We start from the raw sequence: 18,428 nt of genomic DNA on the forward strand, positions 1-18,428 counted from the left end.
GCAACTTCTTAAAATCTTCGTTTCCCAATGTATTTTGCAATACTTTTTAACGCTGTTTTCGCTTGGTTTTGTGGAAGTTCTTCTACTATTACCAACGCCTTATCCAAATATTGATTGCTCACCTGTCTTGCTCTATCAATAGCCCCTGAGCGAATAATCAAGTTGATAATAGTATCCATTTCTTTTCGCGGCATATTTTCATGTACTTTCATAATTTCTTTGCGAATGGAAATATCCTCCATAGCAAATAATACTGGAAGAGTAATATTACCCTGAAGCAAGTCACCGCCTGCAGGCTTTCCCAATTCTTTTTCAGTACCGGTGAAATCAAGAATATCATCAATAATTTGATAAGACATTCCAACATAATAGCCAAATCGTGCCAACTTCATTTGGAGGCTCTTTTCAACATCAGCGCAAATAGCACCAAGCACACAGCTGGTCGAAATTAGAAGTGCTGTTTTTCTTTTAATTCTCCGTAAGTAATCCTTCAAATTTTGGTCAAAACGGTATTTATCCTTCATTTGTTCAATTTCACCAATGACTAATTCAACCATAGTATCAGCTAAAATTTTATGCGCATCTGCCTTATCGATTTCTGTCATTAGTTCAAGTGAACGTGCAAAAATATAATCACCAGTATACATAGCGATTCGATTATCCCATTTGGCCTTTACAGTTAGCTTTCCTCTCCGAATCTCCGCATCATCAATGACATCATCATGGATTAAAGAAGCGGCATGAATTAATTCAAGAGCAACTGCTACTTTTTTAATTGTATGAATATCATATGTGCCAAACTTTGCAGCTAGTAAAACAAAGAGGGGACGTATACGTTTTCCCCCGGCCTGTAATAAATGCAATGAAGCTTCTTGAATTAAAGCTGAATCTGCGTATACAGCTTCCTCTAATGCGCCTTCAACGATATCAATATCATGATTTAAAAATGAATACATCATTTTAAATTTCATATCCGTATCCACCTTGCTGTAACCCTGTCTGCTAATAAGTAGCACAAGGAGTCTGCCGTGTTGGCTTATGATTAAATAATCAACAAACACCTAAGCTAGATTTGACAAACAGAAACATCTATTTATTTTGTTTTTTTCCAATATGGACAGCAGCTGCCCCGCCTGTATATGGCTTATAGGAAACCTCTACTAATCCAGCAGTTCTAAACATATTTGCCAGCTCTTTCATGCCTGGAAAGCTTCGGGCAGATTCCTGAAGCCAAGAATATTCCTGGTAGCTTTTTGCAAATAACTTTCCAAATAAAGGCATAATAAAACGGAAGTAAAAATAATATAATTGCTTAAAGCCAAATAATGTCGGCTGCGATGTTTCAAGACATACAACCATCCCTCCGGGTCTCACCACCCGGTGCATTTCCTTTAATACCTGCATAACATCAGGGACATTTCTTAACCCAAAGCCAATTGTAACATAGTCGAAGGAATTATCAGGAAAAGGCAGTTCCATCGCATTCCCATGAACAAGCTCAACCTGCTGCAGGTGACGAACCTTTTCTCTACCTACCTTAAGCATATTCTGACTAAAGTCAAGACCAATGACTTCACCTTCAGGACCGACCGCTTCAGCAAGAGCGATTGTCCAATCTGCCGTTCCACAACACACATCCAGCGCTTTTGAACCTTTTTGAACATTCATCATTTTCATGATATCAGAACGCCATTTAACATGCTGTTTAAAACTTATTACCGAATTCATTTTATCATAATGATCGTATATCTTTTCGAAAACATGATGGACCTTTTCTTCTTTTGTTTGCTGCATGTCAGTATCCTTCTTCCACAAATGATTTTTCTCTTGGAGAATGATCCTTGATTATTTTCATCATTCGTTCTTCAAATAACGTATGAAAAGGTAGAACTTGCTTCATTCCTTTGCTCATCAATTGTATTGAATAGTCAATATAGCTGTCATATAGTTGCATAACATCCTGTTGTTCTGTCGTCTTTTCCCGTAGATTTTTTGAGAAGAAACGTTCTAATGCATCAAAAACAACAGATGAGCCAGTATCATTATAGCGCTTTTTTTCTTTCATCAGCCGTTTTACTAACAGCCAATTCGATGCACTTTCATAGCATTCCTTTACTCCGAAGTAGGTTATTAATTTGTCAATTAACGAAAACTCAATCATCTTCACGCTATTCATAATTGTGTGAAGGTCGTCCTGATCTTTGTGATAAATGAGCACCTTATGTTCATTTATATTTTTAACACCTTCGGATAATTCTTTGATGACATGTACATCCTCTATGCTTGCCAAAAATTTATAGTACAAACCGCTGTAGTAATCACCGGCAAGAACCGTAAGCTGCCTGACCTTGATATTTTTTTCGTCCACAAGGGTGTTTGTTACTTGATCATGTGTATCTAAAGCTACATGCATCAGCATAATGGCTGAAACATATATATCTTTTTCATGCGGGGAAAGTTCGAGTTGATCGACAATAGAAATAAGAATAAGCAGTTTATCCTCATCAATCACTGGCGGAATAATATATTCACGTAAATAAGGATGGAAAACGTACTTTTCTATCCTTTCCTTTGTATGAGTTAATTTTTCTACAATTTCACGCAATCCTATCACCCTTATTTCCCCAACTTATCTTTCTCGGTTGTCTGGTTACTTTTCAATAATTTGTTTCTTTACAAGATTAAAAAAGCAATAAGCAGGCCTAATTATATCATAAATGTAAAGATTTTGGCACACTTAAAATGGTCATTTATGTAAATCAATTGTACTTTTCATTCAGTCGAACGCTAAAATGATCATTTATCGATATGACTATTCTTTCCTTCACTTTCTATGTCACCGTATGCAGTCTTAATCAGTGCCTCTCCACGAACTTTAATAGCGGAAGTATGCTCTGTAAACTGCGCAATCATAACTTCCCCTCTATCCAATTTCTCAGAATGATGAAATCTAGTATCGGATCCCCTTGTCAATCCAATAACATTTACACCATCTTGTTTTGCTTTAATGATTACATATTCGCTCACAGACGCCTTATTTTCATCCATCGGTTTATCACGCCTCTCCATAAATAATATCCATACGTTTAAACTATTCTAATCCATGTTATTTATTCAAACACCCATTGGTATCGGGTTAATCTTTTATTAGCGATAGAACCTCTGCCCTTGCCGCAGCATCATTTAAAAAAGTGCCCCGGACAGCAGATGTTACCGTTTTGGATCCCGGCTTTTTAACCCCTCGCATGGTCATACACATATGTTCTGCTTCAATCACAACCATCACACCATAAGGCTCTAATGTTTCGTGTATGCTGTCTGCAATGGTAGACGTAATTCTTTCCTGCAGCTGCGGTCTTTTGGCAACAGCTTCTACTGCACGGGCAAGCTTACTTAATCCGGTAACTTTCCCATTGCGTGGTATATAGGCAACATGAGCTTTTCCAAAGAAAGGAACCAAATGATGTTCGCACATGGAATAAAAAGGTATATCCTTAACTAATACCAATTCTTCATGATCCTCACCAAAGATTGTTTCAAAATGTTCCTTTGGATCCTGATCTAGTCCACTAAATACTTCTTCATACATTTTTGCGACCCTTTTCGGGGTATCGAGTAATCCTTCTCGATTTGGGTCTTCACCGATTGCTTCTAGTATTAAACGTACCGCTTCCTCGATTTGGGTACGATTCACATTTGACATTTGTATTTCCTCCTAAATTCTATCTTAAAAACTAATCTGTGCACCAAGAAAATACCCTTTTCATTTTATGAAAGCGTATATTCCTTATCGTAAGTCTTTTACTCTTTATATTAGCATACTTATTGATTTAATATTAGGGGAAAAATAAGGGGAATAACAAGACAGAGAAGTTGTTTTGCAATTAGGAAAGATAGGCAGCCGATCTACTATTGATAAATCGTTCCATTCATATAAAGAACCGCGAATTTCTCGCGGTTCTTTATAAGCACTTTATGTAATTATTTAACTGCATCTTTAAGCGCTTTACCTGGTTTAAATGCAGGAACTTTGCTTGCAGCAATTTCGATTTCATCACCAGTTTGAGGATTACGTCCTTTACGAGCAGCACGCTCACGAACCTCAAAGTTTCCAAAACCAATTAGTTGTACTTTATCTCCATCTTTTAATGCATTTAAGATAGAATCAAAAACGGCATCAACTGCTTTAGTTGCATCCTTTTTTGAAAGCTCGCTTGCTTCAGCAACTGCGTTAATAAGTTCTGTTTTGTTCATGCCAGTCACCTCCTCCCAAGATTACCTAAACTTTCTAAATTGTTTCTTACATACATTTGTAAACAAAATATGCCATTTCTATACGTTGCGGCTTATTTTTTATAACAAGCCTAATCTTAAATCAACGAATAGAATATTTCAACTGTTTTTTGGCAAAAAGTCCTTTATTTACAAGGGTTAGAGCATGAATAACAGTAATTCTGATAAAAGGTTATCATAATCATATACGGTTAGCAAGAAAAATTCTTATCATGCACATACTCTTTGATATTTATGACAAATATTCGAAAAAAGATTATGAATTGTTGCTATTCCTCTAACAAGTATGGCCATGAACAAGCAGATACAAACCCTTATTATTCCATGGGTCACGCGGTTTCAATTGAGTATTTGACAAAAAAAGAACTCTCTAAGAAGAGAGTCCTTACAGGATTATCGCAATTAAACCGCCTGAGCCTTCATTTATAATTCGTTCGAGGGTTTCTTTTAATTTATAACGGGCATTTTCAGGCATTAATGATAATTTCGCCTGAATACCCTCCCTAACAATCGAGCTTAAGCTTCTGCCAAATATATCTGAACTCCAAATGGATAATGGATCATCTTCAAAATCCTGCATTAAGTATCGAACAAGTTCTTCACTTTGCTTTTCCGTTCCGATAATTGGAGCAAATTCGCTTTCTACATCCACTTTAATCATATGGATAGATGGTGCAACCGCCTTTAACCTCACACCAAACCGGGAGCCCTGGCGGATGATTTCCGGTTCATCCAGACTCATGTCTGCAAGTGAAGGTGCCGCAATCCCATAGCCTGTTTGTTTAACCATTTTCAGCGCTTCAGCCACTACATCATATTCAGCTTTTGCATGGGCAAAATCCTGCATTAATTCAAGCAGATGATCCTTTCCACGAATTTCTACACCGACAATCTCTTTTAAAATATCATCATATAAATCATCTGGTGCATATAAATCAATCTCCGCAACGCCCTGCCCCATTTCAATTCCCGCAAGACTTGCCCGATCGATAAATTCAAAATCGCTAAAGTGATGAACTACTCTATCTACATCGCGAAGCCGTTTAATATCTTTAACCGTTTCTTTCACAGCCTCCTGGTAGCTTTCACGTAACCAATGATTTTCTCGCAATACCATAACCCAGCTCGGAAGATTCACATTTACCTCAAGGACCGGGAACTCATACAAGGCTTCTCTCATCACACTAAGAACATCTGATTCTCTCATTCCTTCTACACTCATCGCTAACACTGGAATATCGTATTTCTCAGACAGCTCTTCACGTAGACTTTCCGTATTTGGATGATGCGGCTGAACACTATTGATAATCATGATAAATGGTTTTCCAACCTCTTTAAGCTCATTTATGACCCGCTCTTCCGCTTCAATATAATTGCTCCTTGGTATCTCGCCTATTGTTCCATCTGTTGTAATCACAACACCAATGGTGGAATGCTCTTGAATAACCTTTCTTGTGCCTATTTCCGCTGCTTCATGGAATGGGATTGGTTCCTCATACCATGGAGTTGTAATCATTCGGGGACCATTTTCATCCTCATAGCCCTTGGCTCCTGGCACTGTATAACCCACACAATCAACCAAGCGGATATTTACATCTAACCCCTCTCCAACATGAACGGTTGCAGCTTGATTTGGTACAAATTTCGGCTCTGTAGTCATAATCGTTTTCCCAGCTGCACTTTGAGGTAACTCATCTTGGGTACGAGCGCGTTCGGCTTCATTATTCATGTTTGGCAATACAACCAATTCCATAAATTTTTTAATAAAAGTGGATTTCCCTGTACGAACTGCACCAACCACTCCAAAATAAATATCACCGCCCGTTCTCTCGGCAATATCCTTAAAAATATCTACCTTTTCCAAGTGATCCCCTCCCGAATCCCTGCGTTAGTGGATAGTTATTATCCTATTAATTATTTTATGACAATATATATTTATGATGTTGTCCTACATCAATATGACAGTTTTATATTTTTTAACCTCCTTGCGATAAAATTTACTAGTTTTCCTGCACTCTTATTGACTCATTCCTCTTAAAGAAGAAGAAGTTTTTGCATACACATAGCAGTAAAGGATACGTTCATTGCTGAAATGAGTAGAATGGTTTCTTTGTCTTTTAAAACTGAGGGAATAAAAATACCCTTCTCCTACAATATATTTTGTAAAAGAAGGGTTATGACTAATTCGTTAACAAAAAGATAGGCTCTTTCCTTTCACTGTCTATTGTATAGGGTAATGAATAGGCTGGAACAAATACGGAGTCCTTAAGTAAAATATCGCGAATATCTTCACCAGACTGGTACTCAGTTTCTCCTTTTCTCAACGCATCAGCTAAATCCATACGGTAATCAACATATATTTCAGCCTGCCCATTAATCACAAATGGAAGTTTTTTATTCGTATATGGACTAGCCACAAACGGTTCCTCCTCATACCCGAGCTTTTCATAATCAAGGGTGTATACACCCTCTGCTACTTTCTCTTTATATGGAGGATAGCCTTGAACTTTAATTCGCATATTCAATTCACTAATCAATTCAGAAACCCTTAGATCAAATATTTTCACCGTTGGGTCATTTTCTGCATTAACGATTACGTATTGAAATACACCACCACTTTCAAAGGCATTTCCCGGAGGTTCTGCCATATACTTTGGAGCAATTTTTTTAAAATCAATTAGATATTTTTGATAAATAGGAGTTGTCTCTTCAGAATTCTTTATTGGTAAAATTCCTCCGTTTTCATCCTTAAATTGTGTTACAGCCGCTTGTACTGATTCAACCTGATCTTGATAAGGCACTTGATTCTGTGCGAGCTTGTCCTCAGGATACATACACCCTGATAACATCACCATGACGAATACACTCAACAAAAAAACGACAAAACTTCTTTTCATATTATCAACCCTTTAAGTCTAAGAACTTTATGCATCTGTTGGTCCACTAAATACAACTAAAAACATGATAAGGCCAGATAACGCTAATAACATGTACGCAACTACAGCAGAAATAGCTTTTAGAACACCTTGTTTTAATTTATATCGGCTTAGAAAAATTAAAACAATAGAAACAAACATAAACCCCATTGAAGTAAGGGAAATCCACATCTTCATTAACGCAGGTGACATCGTATCCACTCCTTTATTCGAGAAGTATTATATCACAAGAACGAATTATTTTTATATATTTTTAGTTTTTTCTGTAATTTTAATAAAAGAAAAAAAGACCTGCATAAAGAATTGGGGCAAATTCTTTATGCAGGCTCTACTAGTGACTAAATGAAACCCACACACGCTTGTTCAATACACTAGGTTGCTTCGATTGCATTTTATTCGAGGCCAAGACGATTCGTATCCTCGAACGCCTAAAGAAGTGAAATATTATTATTCGTCTTGTAAACGTCCAACAAGAACATTTGCTAAATCTTCCATTTCATGTGTTTTCATTCTTCCCATTAAGGAATCAACCGCATCCTTGGCATCTACTCCGTTAAACAATACATCATAAAGAGCGTTTGCAATTGGCATATTTACATGATATTTCTGCGCTAACTGAAATGCTGCTTTTGTCGTTCTGACCCCTTCTACAACCATTCCCATATTATCCAGTACTTCCTGCAGGTTTTTACCTTTTCCTAACAGGTTTCCGGCACGCCAATTTCGTGAGTGGACACTTGTACACGTAACAATCAAATCACCAATCCCTGCTAAACCAGAAAAGGTCAAGGGACTTGCGCCCATTTTGGTTCCAAGTCGGGAAATTTCTGCAAGACCCCTCGTCATTAAGGCTGCCTTTGCATTATCACCATAACCGAGACCATCTGAAATACCTGCAGCAAGTGCAATAATATTTTTCAATGCTCCGCCTATTTCAACCCCGACAATATCTGGGTTCGTATAGACTCGGAAATGATGATTAATAAATAAATCTTGAATTTGTTCCGCTGCCTCCATATCCTTTGAGGAAACCGCAACTGTTGTAGGCTGCCTAACACTTACTTCCTCCGCATGACTTGGGCCGGATAACACAACTATATTACTGATTAAATGCGGCGGCATTTCTTGCTCAATCATCTCTGAGATTCTTAGTAATGTATCAGGTTCAATCCCTTTGCTTACATGGACAATGGTAAGCGGTCCACTCTGTATTTCACTAATATTTCTTAATACTTCACGAATCGCTTTCGTTGGAACTGCAAGCACCATAATGTCCACTTCGGACAAAGCTTCAGCCAAGCTGGAATATCCAATAATAGAATCCTGCAGGACCACTTCCGGAAGATATTTTTTATTTGTATGGAGTGTATTGATTTCTTCTATTTGAGCAGATTTATGCCCCCATAACCGAACTTCATGTCCGTTATCAGCAAGTACCATTGCCAAAGCAGTTCCCCAGCTTCCTGCTCCAATAACTGCTACCTTTTCATGTTTACGCTGCATATGCTCACAACCTTTAGATCAGTTTTTACTTTCTTTCACGAGGGTAAATTTTGATCGGCGTCCCTTCAAAGCCAAATGCATCCCTGATTCGATTCTCCAAGAATCGTTCATAAGAAAAATGAAGTAATTCAGGTTCATTTACAAAAACAACAAAAGTTGGGGGCTTTACAGCAACTTGAGTCGTATAATAAATCTTCAAACGTCTTCCTTTATCTGTAGGAGTCGGATTCATTGCAACAGCATCCATAATAACATCATTCAGAATACTTGTTTCGACTCGTCTAGCATGATTTTCACTCGCTAAATCAATCATTGGCATTAATGTATGAATCCGTTTTTTCGTTTTAGCTGACAAGAATACAATCGGTGCATAATCCAAGAACAGAAAATGTTCACGAATTTTCTGTTCAAAATCTTTCATTGTTTTTTCGTCTTTTTCAACAGCATCCCATTTATTCACAACAATTACTACAGCCCGTCCTGCTTCATGGGCATAACCGGCAATTTTTTTATCCTGCTCAATAATCCCTTCCTCTGCATTGATAACGACAAGGACTACATCGGATCGTTCAATGGCACGTAAGGCACGTAAAACACTGTATTTCTCCGTTGTTTCATAAACCTTACCCTTTTTCCTCATCCCAGCAGTATCAATGATGACATATTTCTGTCCGTTATAGGTTACAGAGGAATCAATTGCATCTCGTGTTGTTCCAGATATGTCACTGACAATTACACGCTCTTCACCCAAAATGGCATTAACCAGTGATGACTTTCCTACATTCGGTCGGCCAATTAAAGAAAAACAGATGGTATCATCTTCATAATCCTTTGTGTCTCTTTTTGGAAAATGCTTAGCCGCTTCATCCAATAAATCCCCCAAACCTAGCCCATGGGATCCAGAGATAGGAAATGGTTCCCCGAAGCCTAATGCATAAAAATCATAAATTTGATCACGCATTTCAGGATTGTCAATTTTATTCACAGCTAAAACAACAGGTTTTTTTGCTTTATATAGAATTTTCGCTACCTCTTCATCTGCTGAGGTAACCCCTTCTCTTCCATTAGTCAAAAAGATAATCACATCTGCCTCATCAATAGCTATTTCAGCCTGTTGACGAATTTGTTCTAAAAAGGGCTCATCCCCGAGATCGATACCACCTGTATCAATAATATTAAAATCATGATTTAACCACTCACCAGAGCTGTATATTCGATCTCTTGTTACACCCGGGATATCTTCTACAATCGAGATTCGCTCACCGACGATTCGGTTAAAAATAGTGGATTTACCAACGTTCGGACGTCCCACAATGGCAATAACCGGCTTTACCATAAATATCACCCTCCTCTATATGTTAAACTCCTATTTTTATGTATCGGAATATATTTCCATTAATTAGACAGGCTTAACTTTACTAGTTTATCAAAGGAAAAGTGTAATATCAATGTTTCACAATGATATAGACTTCATCTGTTATAGCATGTGCAATCCCATCCAGTATCGCTTCTAGATTTGCTGCATAATAATCCATTTCTTCTTTATTTTCGCAAACAAACACAGTTGCCCCACTTGGTACTCTTTTCGGGTTTGTTGTAACCACGGCCAGAATATATTTTTCAATATTCATACTGTATTACTTCCTTCCGTTTCCACTTTTCTCTCTTTTGGCATACGAATGGCATTCTCTAATGTTGGAACAGCTCCGATAATGGCTATCGCTTTTTGAATATCTTTTTCCTGCGGTAGGACAAAAATGGCGACTCTTCCATCATCCAAATCTCTTTTGGCAAGCGGAACTAACGCTGGTGTGCCTGAATCCCTGTAGACACCCAATGCGGTAGAAACATCATGAAGAATCGCCTGTCTTTGTCCTAAATTAGCAATCGTAGACCGTGAATTGAAATTTTTCGGTTTTAAAATAAAACCCATTCCATATCGAAGTACTTCCTCCTGCCTGGCAGGTAACCCAATGTTCATTATATAAATATTGTCCACGTAAAGCCCCGCTCCATCGAATCTTGGCTCAACATATGTAATATCTACAATGTCTTCAATCTTGCTTCCAGCCATTAATTTTCTTGAAATCAACAGCGAAATAAAGGCGACAATTAAACCAACCCAAATGTTAAATACTAAATAACCTAAAGTAGAGAGCAGCGAAGTGAAAATGACTAAATAGTTCCGGCTTTCAAAGGCAACGGCTATTCCTTCAATATAGGTTTTACCACGCGGAACCATTTCATAGCTGTCAAGCTCCGTTAATGTGTTTCGTTCCATATTGCGAACTTCACGGAATTGTGAAGCGGCTAAAGTTAAAAAGGTAATTGCAGCAAAATCCTCCTCCATTATAGAAGGTACCGCCACCGTACCCAATCCTGCAGCAATGAATCCAAGTGCAATGTGGATTATTTTTCCATGCAAATAGGTCGGATACTGACGATAGTCTGTTCGAAGCATATAGATTCTCGTCAATGTTCCAACGGTCATACCTAAGATAATCGGGTAAGTATATTCATTCATGTTAGTTTTTGTTTCTCCTTTTCTATAGAATGCATATTTCTTTCAAAATAACTCACAACAAATTCTAGCATGTTCCAGCCTACTAATAATGCTGCTGCCAAGGCCAATGCATCGAGTGCATATAATTCTGCAATCGGATATGAAAAGGAATAGCCCTTTAAGATAAAGGAATAAAGTATATCACTTTGAACCATTCCGAGCAGTACAGCAAGAATTCTTTGATGTTTATCGGAATGCAGGAGGATTGCTACACAAGCAACAAGGATAGCTAAAAGCCATTCTCGTTTAATGACGATCCAGATTGGATCAAACAGCTCGAATAAAAGAAAGCAAACAGATGTCAGCATTAAGATAAAGGAAGAAACAAAAAAGTAAAGCAGTTTTTTGGTTGGTAAATGGGCTGCCCAGATGTAAATTGACAGCACAATAAACAGCCCTGTCCCATTTATTTCATATCCCAATATGGTTATAGAAGCAGTTGAAAATATAATAGCTGTTAATATCCATGCTGAAAAAAGCAGGCGGTCAGGATGCGTTTTTGGATAAAAAAAGGTTGTAATAATCCATCCACACCAAAATAGCCAATAAAATAATAAACCATCCATTTTTTGCACCCCCTATCCTTTCCATTATGGCTAAAGTTGAACAACTTTAATCGTTTCTGTATTCGATTTCCCGCTATGCTATCGGAAAAGATTCATGTATACATGCATAATCCTAGAGACATGTACCATCTTAAAGAGAGGAGGTGTCAATTACATTATGGGAAGAGACCGTCAAGAGAAAAAATTAAAGAACAGTGGACGTGTTGAGTCTGATAGGGATCAAGCACTCCACTATCCTGGTGCAACAAAATTACAAAGTCCTGAAGAAGCAAGAAGATTGAACGACAATAAGGACCTATAAAGAAAACAAGCTCCCATCAATGGGAGCTTGTTTTCTTTATAAATCTTTGATTATATTGTTTCGTATCAATATTGCGTTCCACAAGCCAATGATGGGTTTTTCCACTGATTACAAGCGGTGCGTTTTGTAAGTCAGAAATGGTTTTCGCTCCAACAGCCGTCATAATAAGAGCCAATTCTTCATGAAGAAGCTTCATTTCTTCGAACAATCCCTCAAGCCCCTCTTTAACCAATATTTTAAGGAAATAGCCTGCTATCCCAACTAGATTGGCTCCAAGAGCAATCGATTTAGCAATATCCAGGCTGGTTTGGATTCCGCCGGAACTGATAATATCAATGGAGGTTCCGCTATTTTTTGCTTCAGCAAGAGCTGCTGCAGTTGGGATTCCCCAATCGTTAAAAAAGCTGAGCATTCTCTGCCTCCGCTCGTTTTCAATTTTAGCAAAGTTTGTTCCGCCAAACCCGCCAACATCCACGGCCTTTACCCCAATGGAGGCAAGACTTTTTACAACAGTCTGGTTCATGCCAAAACCAACTTCCTTGACGATTACAGGTAAGCCAATCCCCTTTACAATGGATTCAATCCGCTTGAGTGCACCGGTAAAATCCCGTTCTCCTTCTGGCATTGTCAGTTCCTGGATAACGTTTAGATGTATTTGAAGCATATTCGCTTCTATCATATCAACGGCTCTTTTAGCTTCTTCGACGGTTGCTTCACTGCCAAGATTTCCAATAATGATGCCCTTGGGATTTTCCTTTCGGACAATTGTGTAGGTTTTTTCCTCATCTGCATTTTTCAAGGCAGACATTTGTGAACCGACAGCCATAATCATCCCGAATTCCTTTGCAGCCACTGCCAAATCCCGATTAATTCGCATTGTTCTTTCACCGCCGCCGCCTGTCATAGCATTGATAAAAATTGGCGAACTTACAGTAAGTTCGCCAATTTTAGTATCCAATGAAATTTGACTGATTCCAGTATCAGGCAGACTTTGGTGAATAAAAACAATGTCGTCCAAACCGGTTACTCTTTCCTGCCCGGTCGTAAGGGCATGCTGAATATGATCCCATTTTCTTCTTGATCTGGACAATTTATATCACCATTATTTTTTCAGATTCTTTAACTGGTCACCAATCATATCACCTAATTGGAAACCTTTTGATTCTTCAGGAAGCTCATAATCAGTCACTTCCGCAACGTTTTCTTCTAATTCTTTAATGCTTAATGATAGACGCTGGTCTGCTTCGTTAACATCAAGGACTTTAACCTTTAGTTTCTCACCATCGCTTAATACTTCATGTGGTGAACCGATATGCTTATGGGAAATTTGTGAAATATGCACAAGCCCTTCCACACCAGGGAATACTTCAACAAATGCACCGTACGAAACAAGACGCTTCACTTCACCGTCTAAAATAGCTCCTTTCGGTGCTTTTTCAGCGATATTTGTCCAAGGTCCAGGCAATGTTTCTTTAATTGATAAGGAGATTCTTTCGTTGTCTTGATCAACACTCAATACTTTAACTTGAACCTTTTGTCCTTCCTCCACTACGTCTGATGGTTTCTCTACATGTTGATAGGATAATTGAGAAATATGAACAAGTCCATCAATACCGCCAATATCAACAAATGCACCAAAATCTGTAATTCTTTGTACAGTTCCTTCAAGCACTTGACCCGCCTGCAAAGAAGCTAATAACTGCTTCTTTTGTTTTCCTTTCTCTTCCTCTAATACAGCACGGTGGGATAGAATAATACGGTTTTTATCTTTATCAAGCTCAACAATTTTAAAAGTAAGTGTTCTCCCTTTATAGTCAGAAAAATCCTCTACGAAGTGTGATTCTACTAAAGAGGCTGGTACGAATCCGCGAACCCCAAGATCAACCACTAGTCCGCCTTTGACAACATCTTTAATTTCAGCTTCAAAAATTTCTCCTTTTTCAAACCTAACAACAAGCTGATCCCAGGCTTTTTCTGCATCTACTTTGCGTTTTGATAAAATTAAAGCCTCTTCTTCAACCTTTAATACTTGGAGATCAAGTGCATCACCTTCCGCTGCTACATCACTTGCTTTTTCGATATGAAGACTTGATAATTCACTGATTGGAATAATTCCATCGAGTTTACTTTCAGGAATTTCAACAATGACCTGTTTTTCTTCTACCTTTGTTACGATACCGCGAACAGTATCTCCAACCTCAAAATTCTTAACCTCTACTTGATTCATTTCCTCTGACATATGTATTCCTCCTTAGTCCGCAGAACTTGCTTTAGAATATTATTTTTCATTTTTGCTATCTGTCATAAAGAAGCACAAAAATTCCATCGAAAGAATTTTCAAAAAAAATCTCTTTTTATAAACTTCTTATAAATGACTCTTTTTGTCAAGCAAGATGAATTACGTATGGGCTGTGATGAGCTGTTTAATTTCATTCATAATTACTTCTGTGACTTGTTCAGCAGAAGCTTTATTATTTCTGTATTCATCCATCTGAATCGGTTTCCCATAAACTACTTTCAATCTTTTGAAAGGCTTATACGGTCCAATAATCGCACAAGGGACAATATGGGCTTGAGAGCGTAAAGCAAAAAAACCAGCTCCTGCAAGACCCTTACCTAATTCCCCAGTTTTACTTCTCGTACCTTCCGGAAAGAGACCTAAAACCTTCCCATCATTTAATACATCTAATCCTTTTCGTAAAGCACCCCGATCACTAAACCCTCTTTTAACAGGAAAAGCATTGATATGTGGAAGTATTTTACCAAGAACAGGGACAGAAAACAGCTCTTCTTTTGCCATAAAATGAATAGGTCTAGGTGAAGTAATTCCAACAACCTCTGGATCAAAATTATGAATATGATTACAACAAAGCAAAACACCGCCATCGGCAGGTACATTTTCTTTACCAATTACTTTAAACTGATAAATTGGAAACAAAACAATATTAACAATCGTGCGACCCAATGGATACAAATTCAACGCTATCTTATCCTTTCTTTTACCAGTTCCATGATCTTCTCGACAACCTGCTCAATCTCTAAAGATGTTGTATCAATCTCTATTGCATCAACTGCTTTCTTTAACGGAGCAATTTCCCTCTCTGAATCAAGCTTGTCCCGTTGTTCTATCTCCTTTTGCAGCTGCATTAAGTCAGATGGGTAACCTTTTGAAAGATTTTCTGCATGCCTTCTTTTAGCCCTTTCTTCTACAGATGCAAGTAAAAACACCTTTACCTCTGCATTCGGTAAAACATGTGTACCAATATCACGGCCATCCATAACAACTCCACCATTAGCTGCAAGTATTTGCTGTCTTTTAGTTAATTCATTTCGTACCAACTGATGACGCGCTACAATGGAAACTGAGTTGGTAACCTTTGAAGTCCGAATTTCCTCTGTTACATTTTCTCCATTTAAATAAATAGACTGGCCGCCCTTTTCTGGAATTAAGTCTATTTTGGTTTCAGCTAATAGTTGGCTCAGTTCATTCTCATTCTCAAGATCTACTTCAAGAAGAATTGCCTTATAGGTTAATGCTCTATACATCGCCCCAGTATCAATATATATATAAGACAGGTTTTCAGCTACTCTTTTAGCGACTGTACTTTTTCCTGCTGCAGCAGGGCCATCAATGGCGATTGATATTTTATCCTTCATATTTCCTCCTGTATGCTTTTGAACTAGTTACTAATTGAAGAACTTTATCTCCTTAACAATCCTATTTTACCATATGCAGATCATACCGTGTTGCCTAAGGACCCTTTGTTGGACAATTCAAAAAAGCAGGGAAAGCCCCTGCAATTTATTTACTGGAAAAGGTTTCTAAAAATTCGGTTAAGTCATCTTCTGAAACTCCTTCGTATTGCGCAATTTGCTGAAGCTCAGGAAATGAATTAAATTTATGAAAAAAAACCTGCGTTAAAAGCAAGAAGACAAGCTGTATGATAATCATTTTTAATAGCAATCTCTCAACTAGTTTCATCCTATACATCCCCACGTCTTGTTAATATATTTCTATTATGGGATTAACATAGGGCTATTATTCGCCTAGCTCTATTCCTTTTTTCTTCAAGGCTAATTGCCTGTCAAAAGTAAATCGAAGCAGCTGCTGTCTTTGCAGGGGTGTCACATCCTTAAATAAAATTGAAAATAAGTCCTGATTCGTCCCTTTCTTTTTTAAGACTCTTACAACAGTACTTACCATATCCATGTAATGAATATCACCATTTTGCATCGGTAAAACAAAAACGGTCCTAATTTTCATTCCCGGATTCATATTTACTGAATGATTTAAAACAACCAATGAACCGCCGGCACTAATATCCTCCGTTATTGTCGTAAAGGGCTGGAATTCCTTATCAAGAGGATGGATAGCAACATCTACAGACGTATCGATCCTGACAAATTCACGTCTTTGAACTTTTATCACAAGGTCATCACCGGGATAAAGAAGCATCATCATGGGAATTCCCTGTACCATTCTGCCTAGTATCTCTGTTTCAAACTGATAGCCGGATTTTCCTTCTACAAATGAAACCCGTAGCTGTGTTCCATCAACTAGAAATGTAGTCCGGTTAGTCTTAACATTTATCGGATAATCAATATAAAGAATATTATCCTTTCTCTCAACTAGTCTGCACTTATATTTTTCCATTTTCTCTGAATATTTCGGTTCTAACATGAGTGAGTTCCCTATTGTTAACATATGATCACTCTTTCTTTCCATACTATCCAATATGTAAATTATGCCATGCTCTATTATGTTGGTGCAATAAAAAGAATACGTTTCATCAGTTAAAATCTAAAACAAAAAAATTGCGTACTCCATTCATCCTTTACATATGCTTTAAGCATCCTGAAAGAAATAATCGGAGCACGCAGCTTCTTCTTGTGTGCTTTTTATACTACTTTTTCATATATAGGCTCTGCATTTTTCATTTTCTCAACTTTTTCTTCTATACCCGATTCCGCATTTATAAAAATTCGATACGTATCCGAGTCAAGTGTCCCCATAAATTCATAGCATAACACTTCTTTGTTCATATCATTCATAATGACAGCTAAGCCATCGTTCATTACTTTTACCTGTGGATTTATTTTCTTCCTAGCATCGTCCATCGTAAGTGTCGGTTTTGCTATATTTCGCTTTTCATTAACCGATTTTAAATAATCTTCTTCCGAAACACCAACAATTTGACCGTTATCAAGTGCAACCTTCATTTTCACCGATTCAGGATAAATTCTAACTCCATTTTCAGCTTTCACAAACGTGAACACTCCAAGATTTTCATATTGAGCACTTTCAAACAGTTCCAAGTTCTTGAAGCCATTATCCTTTAGAAATTGAAGCGCCTTATTTGCTGCTTCATTCAAGCTGATTTTTTGTTCATTTACATCCCTTGACAGGATATACCAAATTGGATATCCGCCTTTTTTCGTTATATCCATATTGGCTATTTGATTTGTCTTTTTATCTTCAAGAGAGACACTGTAAAACTCATAATGAGAACCATCACCGTTTTTTGTTACGTCAACTTTTACATTATCTCCTAAATTGGCATACTTTTTTGCGATTTTGACGGCTTCTTCTTTAGAGATATTTTTGCCCTCTAATTTATTAAAACCGTCATCATTCTTTTGCATATTGACAAACGCAGGACCAAAATCAGTTTCACCATAGCTGTCCACCGCTTTTTCAACCGTTTTAAAGCCATCAATAATCGTATTATCTGCCGTTTCTTTCCCTGTTGCTAAAGCCAGCTCCACATCCATCCAGCGCAGATTATTTTCCAACGCCATATGCTGCACATTTCTTAATTCATTTTGGATTTCTTCTGATTGACCATATAATTCCTTCAGCGCTTTGTACTCTTCATCGTTTAACGGATCCTTATTGAGGTCGCGTATAGTAGCCTGGTAGCTAAAATCACCAATTTTTGATAAAAACTCTTCTGTTTTATTGAACGGAAGAAGGGTTAATGGCAGTTGCCCGACATCATTATGCGCTTGGGAGGTTATTTTCCATACCTCTGCAAGGGCCGGCGATAAAGACTCACGTGAATTCATCGCCAGTGTAGTGCCAATCTTATCATGTAATAAATCCACTTGATAGGATAAATCATGGAATGCTCTTTGATAGTTATTCTCTGCATTTAGTAATACAGCATTTTTCTCCCGATGCTCCTGATAACCCCATAATGCAGTACCTGCAACACCTAATGATAATACTCCGATCAGAATTCCTCTAAACAATGTACTCACCTCTT

Annotated in this window: 22 protein-coding genes; 1 reads left to right on the top strand and 21 read right to left on the bottom strand. The window is 37.7% G+C overall.

Annotated elements, in window-relative coordinates; all coding sequences use genetic code 11:
* Window positions 1-8: 8 nt before the first annotated feature.
* The 14 genes from hepT to ACHUFV_RS06610 form a co-directional block, all read right to left on the bottom strand.
* Window positions 9-971 (bottom strand): heptaprenyl diphosphate synthase component II, encoded by a 963-nt coding sequence (gene hepT / locus ACHUFV_RS06545; protein WP_394232784.1) that lies wholly within the window; start codon window positions 969-971, stop codon window positions 9-11.
* 118 nt (window positions 972-1,089) lie between these two features.
* Window positions 1,090-1,794, bottom strand: coding sequence for a demethylmenaquinone methyltransferase (locus tag ACHUFV_RS06550; RefSeq protein ID WP_394232785.1), 705 nt, complete (start codon window positions 1,792-1,794; stop codon window positions 1,090-1,092).
* Window position 1,795: 1 nt separating this feature from the next.
* On the bottom strand, window positions 1,796-2,605 hold the full coding sequence (locus ACHUFV_RS06555) for a heptaprenyl diphosphate synthase component 1 (protein WP_394232786.1): 810 nt from the start codon (window positions 2,603-2,605) through the stop codon (window positions 1,796-1,798).
* Between the two features lie 191 nt (window positions 2,606-2,796).
* The gene (gene mtrB, locus ACHUFV_RS06560) at window positions 2,797-3,048 is read right to left on the bottom strand and encodes a trp RNA-binding attenuation protein MtrB (RefSeq protein WP_394233409.1); all 252 of its coding nucleotides are present in this window, start codon (window positions 3,046-3,048) and stop codon (window positions 2,797-2,799) included.
* 88 nt (window positions 3,049-3,136) lie between these two features.
* Entirely contained in the window at window positions 3,137-3,703 is a 567-nt protein-coding gene (gene folE, locus ACHUFV_RS06565; protein ID WP_394232787.1) for a GTP cyclohydrolase I FolE, read from the bottom strand.
* 278 nt (window positions 3,704-3,981) lie between these two features.
* Window positions 3,982-4,254, bottom strand: a complete 273-nt coding sequence (locus ACHUFV_RS06570; RefSeq protein WP_071395596.1) for an HU family DNA-binding protein — start codon at window positions 4,252-4,254, stop codon at window positions 3,982-3,984.
* 424 nt (window positions 4,255-4,678) lie between these two features.
* Complete coding sequence (spoIVA, locus tag ACHUFV_RS06575) at window positions 4,679-6,157, bottom strand: stage IV sporulation protein A (RefSeq protein WP_394232788.1); 1,479 nt, start codon at window positions 6,155-6,157, stop codon at window positions 4,679-4,681.
* Between the two features lie 316 nt (window positions 6,158-6,473).
* Complete coding sequence (locus ACHUFV_RS06580; protein WP_394232789.1) at window positions 6,474-7,190, bottom strand: hypothetical protein; 717 nt, start codon at window positions 7,188-7,190, stop codon at window positions 6,474-6,476.
* A gap of 27 nt (window positions 7,191-7,217) precedes the next feature.
* Complete coding sequence (locus ACHUFV_RS06585; RefSeq protein WP_394232790.1) at window positions 7,218-7,421, bottom strand: DUF2768 domain-containing protein; 204 nt, start codon at window positions 7,419-7,421, stop codon at window positions 7,218-7,220.
* 255 nt (window positions 7,422-7,676) lie between these two features.
* On the bottom strand, window positions 7,677-8,732 hold the full coding sequence (locus tag ACHUFV_RS06590) for an NAD(P)H-dependent glycerol-3-phosphate dehydrogenase (protein WP_394232791.1): 1,056 nt from the start codon (window positions 8,730-8,732) through the stop codon (window positions 7,677-7,679).
* 25 nt (window positions 8,733-8,757) lie between these two features.
* Window positions 8,758-10,068 (bottom strand): ribosome biogenesis GTPase Der, encoded by a 1,311-nt coding sequence (gene der, locus ACHUFV_RS06595; protein WP_394232792.1) that lies wholly within the window; start codon window positions 10,066-10,068, stop codon window positions 8,758-8,760.
* A 109-nt stretch (window positions 10,069-10,177) separates the two neighbouring features.
* Window positions 10,178-10,363, bottom strand: coding sequence for a capping complex subunit for YIEGIA (locus ACHUFV_RS06600; protein ID WP_394232793.1), 186 nt, complete (start codon window positions 10,361-10,363; stop codon window positions 10,178-10,180).
* A complete protein-coding gene (locus tag ACHUFV_RS06605; protein WP_394232794.1) occupies window positions 10,360-11,256 on the bottom strand; it encodes a YIEGIA family protein in 897 nt (298 codons plus the stop codon). Before ACHUFV_RS06605 ends, ACHUFV_RS06600 begins: the two co-directional genes overlap by 4 nt.
* Window positions 11,253-11,861, bottom strand: coding sequence for a YphA family membrane protein (locus ACHUFV_RS06610; RefSeq protein ID WP_394232795.1), 609 nt, complete (start codon window positions 11,859-11,861; stop codon window positions 11,253-11,255). Before ACHUFV_RS06610 ends, ACHUFV_RS06605 begins: the two co-directional genes overlap by 4 nt.
* Before the next feature lie 157 nt (window positions 11,862-12,018).
* Between ACHUFV_RS06610 and ACHUFV_RS06615 the strand changes: the two genes are divergently transcribed.
* Window positions 12,019-12,162, top strand: a complete 144-nt coding sequence (locus ACHUFV_RS06615; RefSeq protein WP_394232796.1) for a YpzI family protein — start codon at window positions 12,019-12,021, stop codon at window positions 12,160-12,162.
* Between the two features lie 16 nt (window positions 12,163-12,178).
* On the opposite strand, the gene fni is transcribed toward ACHUFV_RS06615, so the two are convergent.
* The 7 genes from fni to ypeB form a co-directional block, all read right to left on the bottom strand.
* Window positions 12,179-13,252, bottom strand: coding sequence for a type 2 isopentenyl-diphosphate Delta-isomerase (fni, locus tag ACHUFV_RS06620; protein WP_394232797.1), 1,074 nt, complete (start codon window positions 13,250-13,252; stop codon window positions 12,179-12,181).
* 12 nt (window positions 13,253-13,264) lie between these two features.
* Complete coding sequence (rpsA, locus tag ACHUFV_RS06625) at window positions 13,265-14,401, bottom strand: 30S ribosomal protein S1 (protein ID WP_394232798.1); 1,137 nt, start codon at window positions 14,399-14,401, stop codon at window positions 13,265-13,267.
* A gap of 159 nt (window positions 14,402-14,560) precedes the next feature.
* Window positions 14,561-15,127 (bottom strand): lysophospholipid acyltransferase family protein, encoded by a 567-nt coding sequence (locus ACHUFV_RS06630; protein WP_394232799.1) that lies wholly within the window; start codon window positions 15,125-15,127, stop codon window positions 14,561-14,563.
* Window positions 15,128-15,144: 17 nt separating this feature from the next.
* On the bottom strand, window positions 15,145-15,819 hold the full coding sequence (cmk, locus tag ACHUFV_RS06635) for a (d)CMP kinase (protein ID WP_394232800.1): 675 nt from the start codon (window positions 15,817-15,819) through the stop codon (window positions 15,145-15,147).
* 145 nt (window positions 15,820-15,964) lie between these two features.
* On the bottom strand, window positions 15,965-16,144 hold the full coding sequence (locus ACHUFV_RS06640; RefSeq protein ID WP_394232801.1) for a YpfB family protein: 180 nt from the start codon (window positions 16,142-16,144) through the stop codon (window positions 15,965-15,967).
* 57 nt (window positions 16,145-16,201) lie between these two features.
* The gene (locus ACHUFV_RS06645; RefSeq protein WP_394232802.1) at window positions 16,202-16,888 is read right to left on the bottom strand and encodes a flagellar brake protein; all 687 of its coding nucleotides are present in this window, start codon (window positions 16,886-16,888) and stop codon (window positions 16,202-16,204) included.
* A 173-nt stretch (window positions 16,889-17,061) separates the two neighbouring features.
* Entirely contained in the window at window positions 17,062-18,414 is a 1,353-nt protein-coding gene (gene ypeB / locus ACHUFV_RS06650) for a germination protein YpeB (protein WP_394232803.1), read from the bottom strand.
* Window positions 18,415-18,428: the final 14 nt, after the last annotated feature.

Origin of the sequence: Niallia oryzisoli, from assembly GCF_043641075.1 — a bacterium.
Classification (GTDB): Bacteria; Bacillota; Bacilli; order Bacillales; family Cytobacillaceae; genus Bacillus_BD; species Bacillus_BD oryzisoli_A.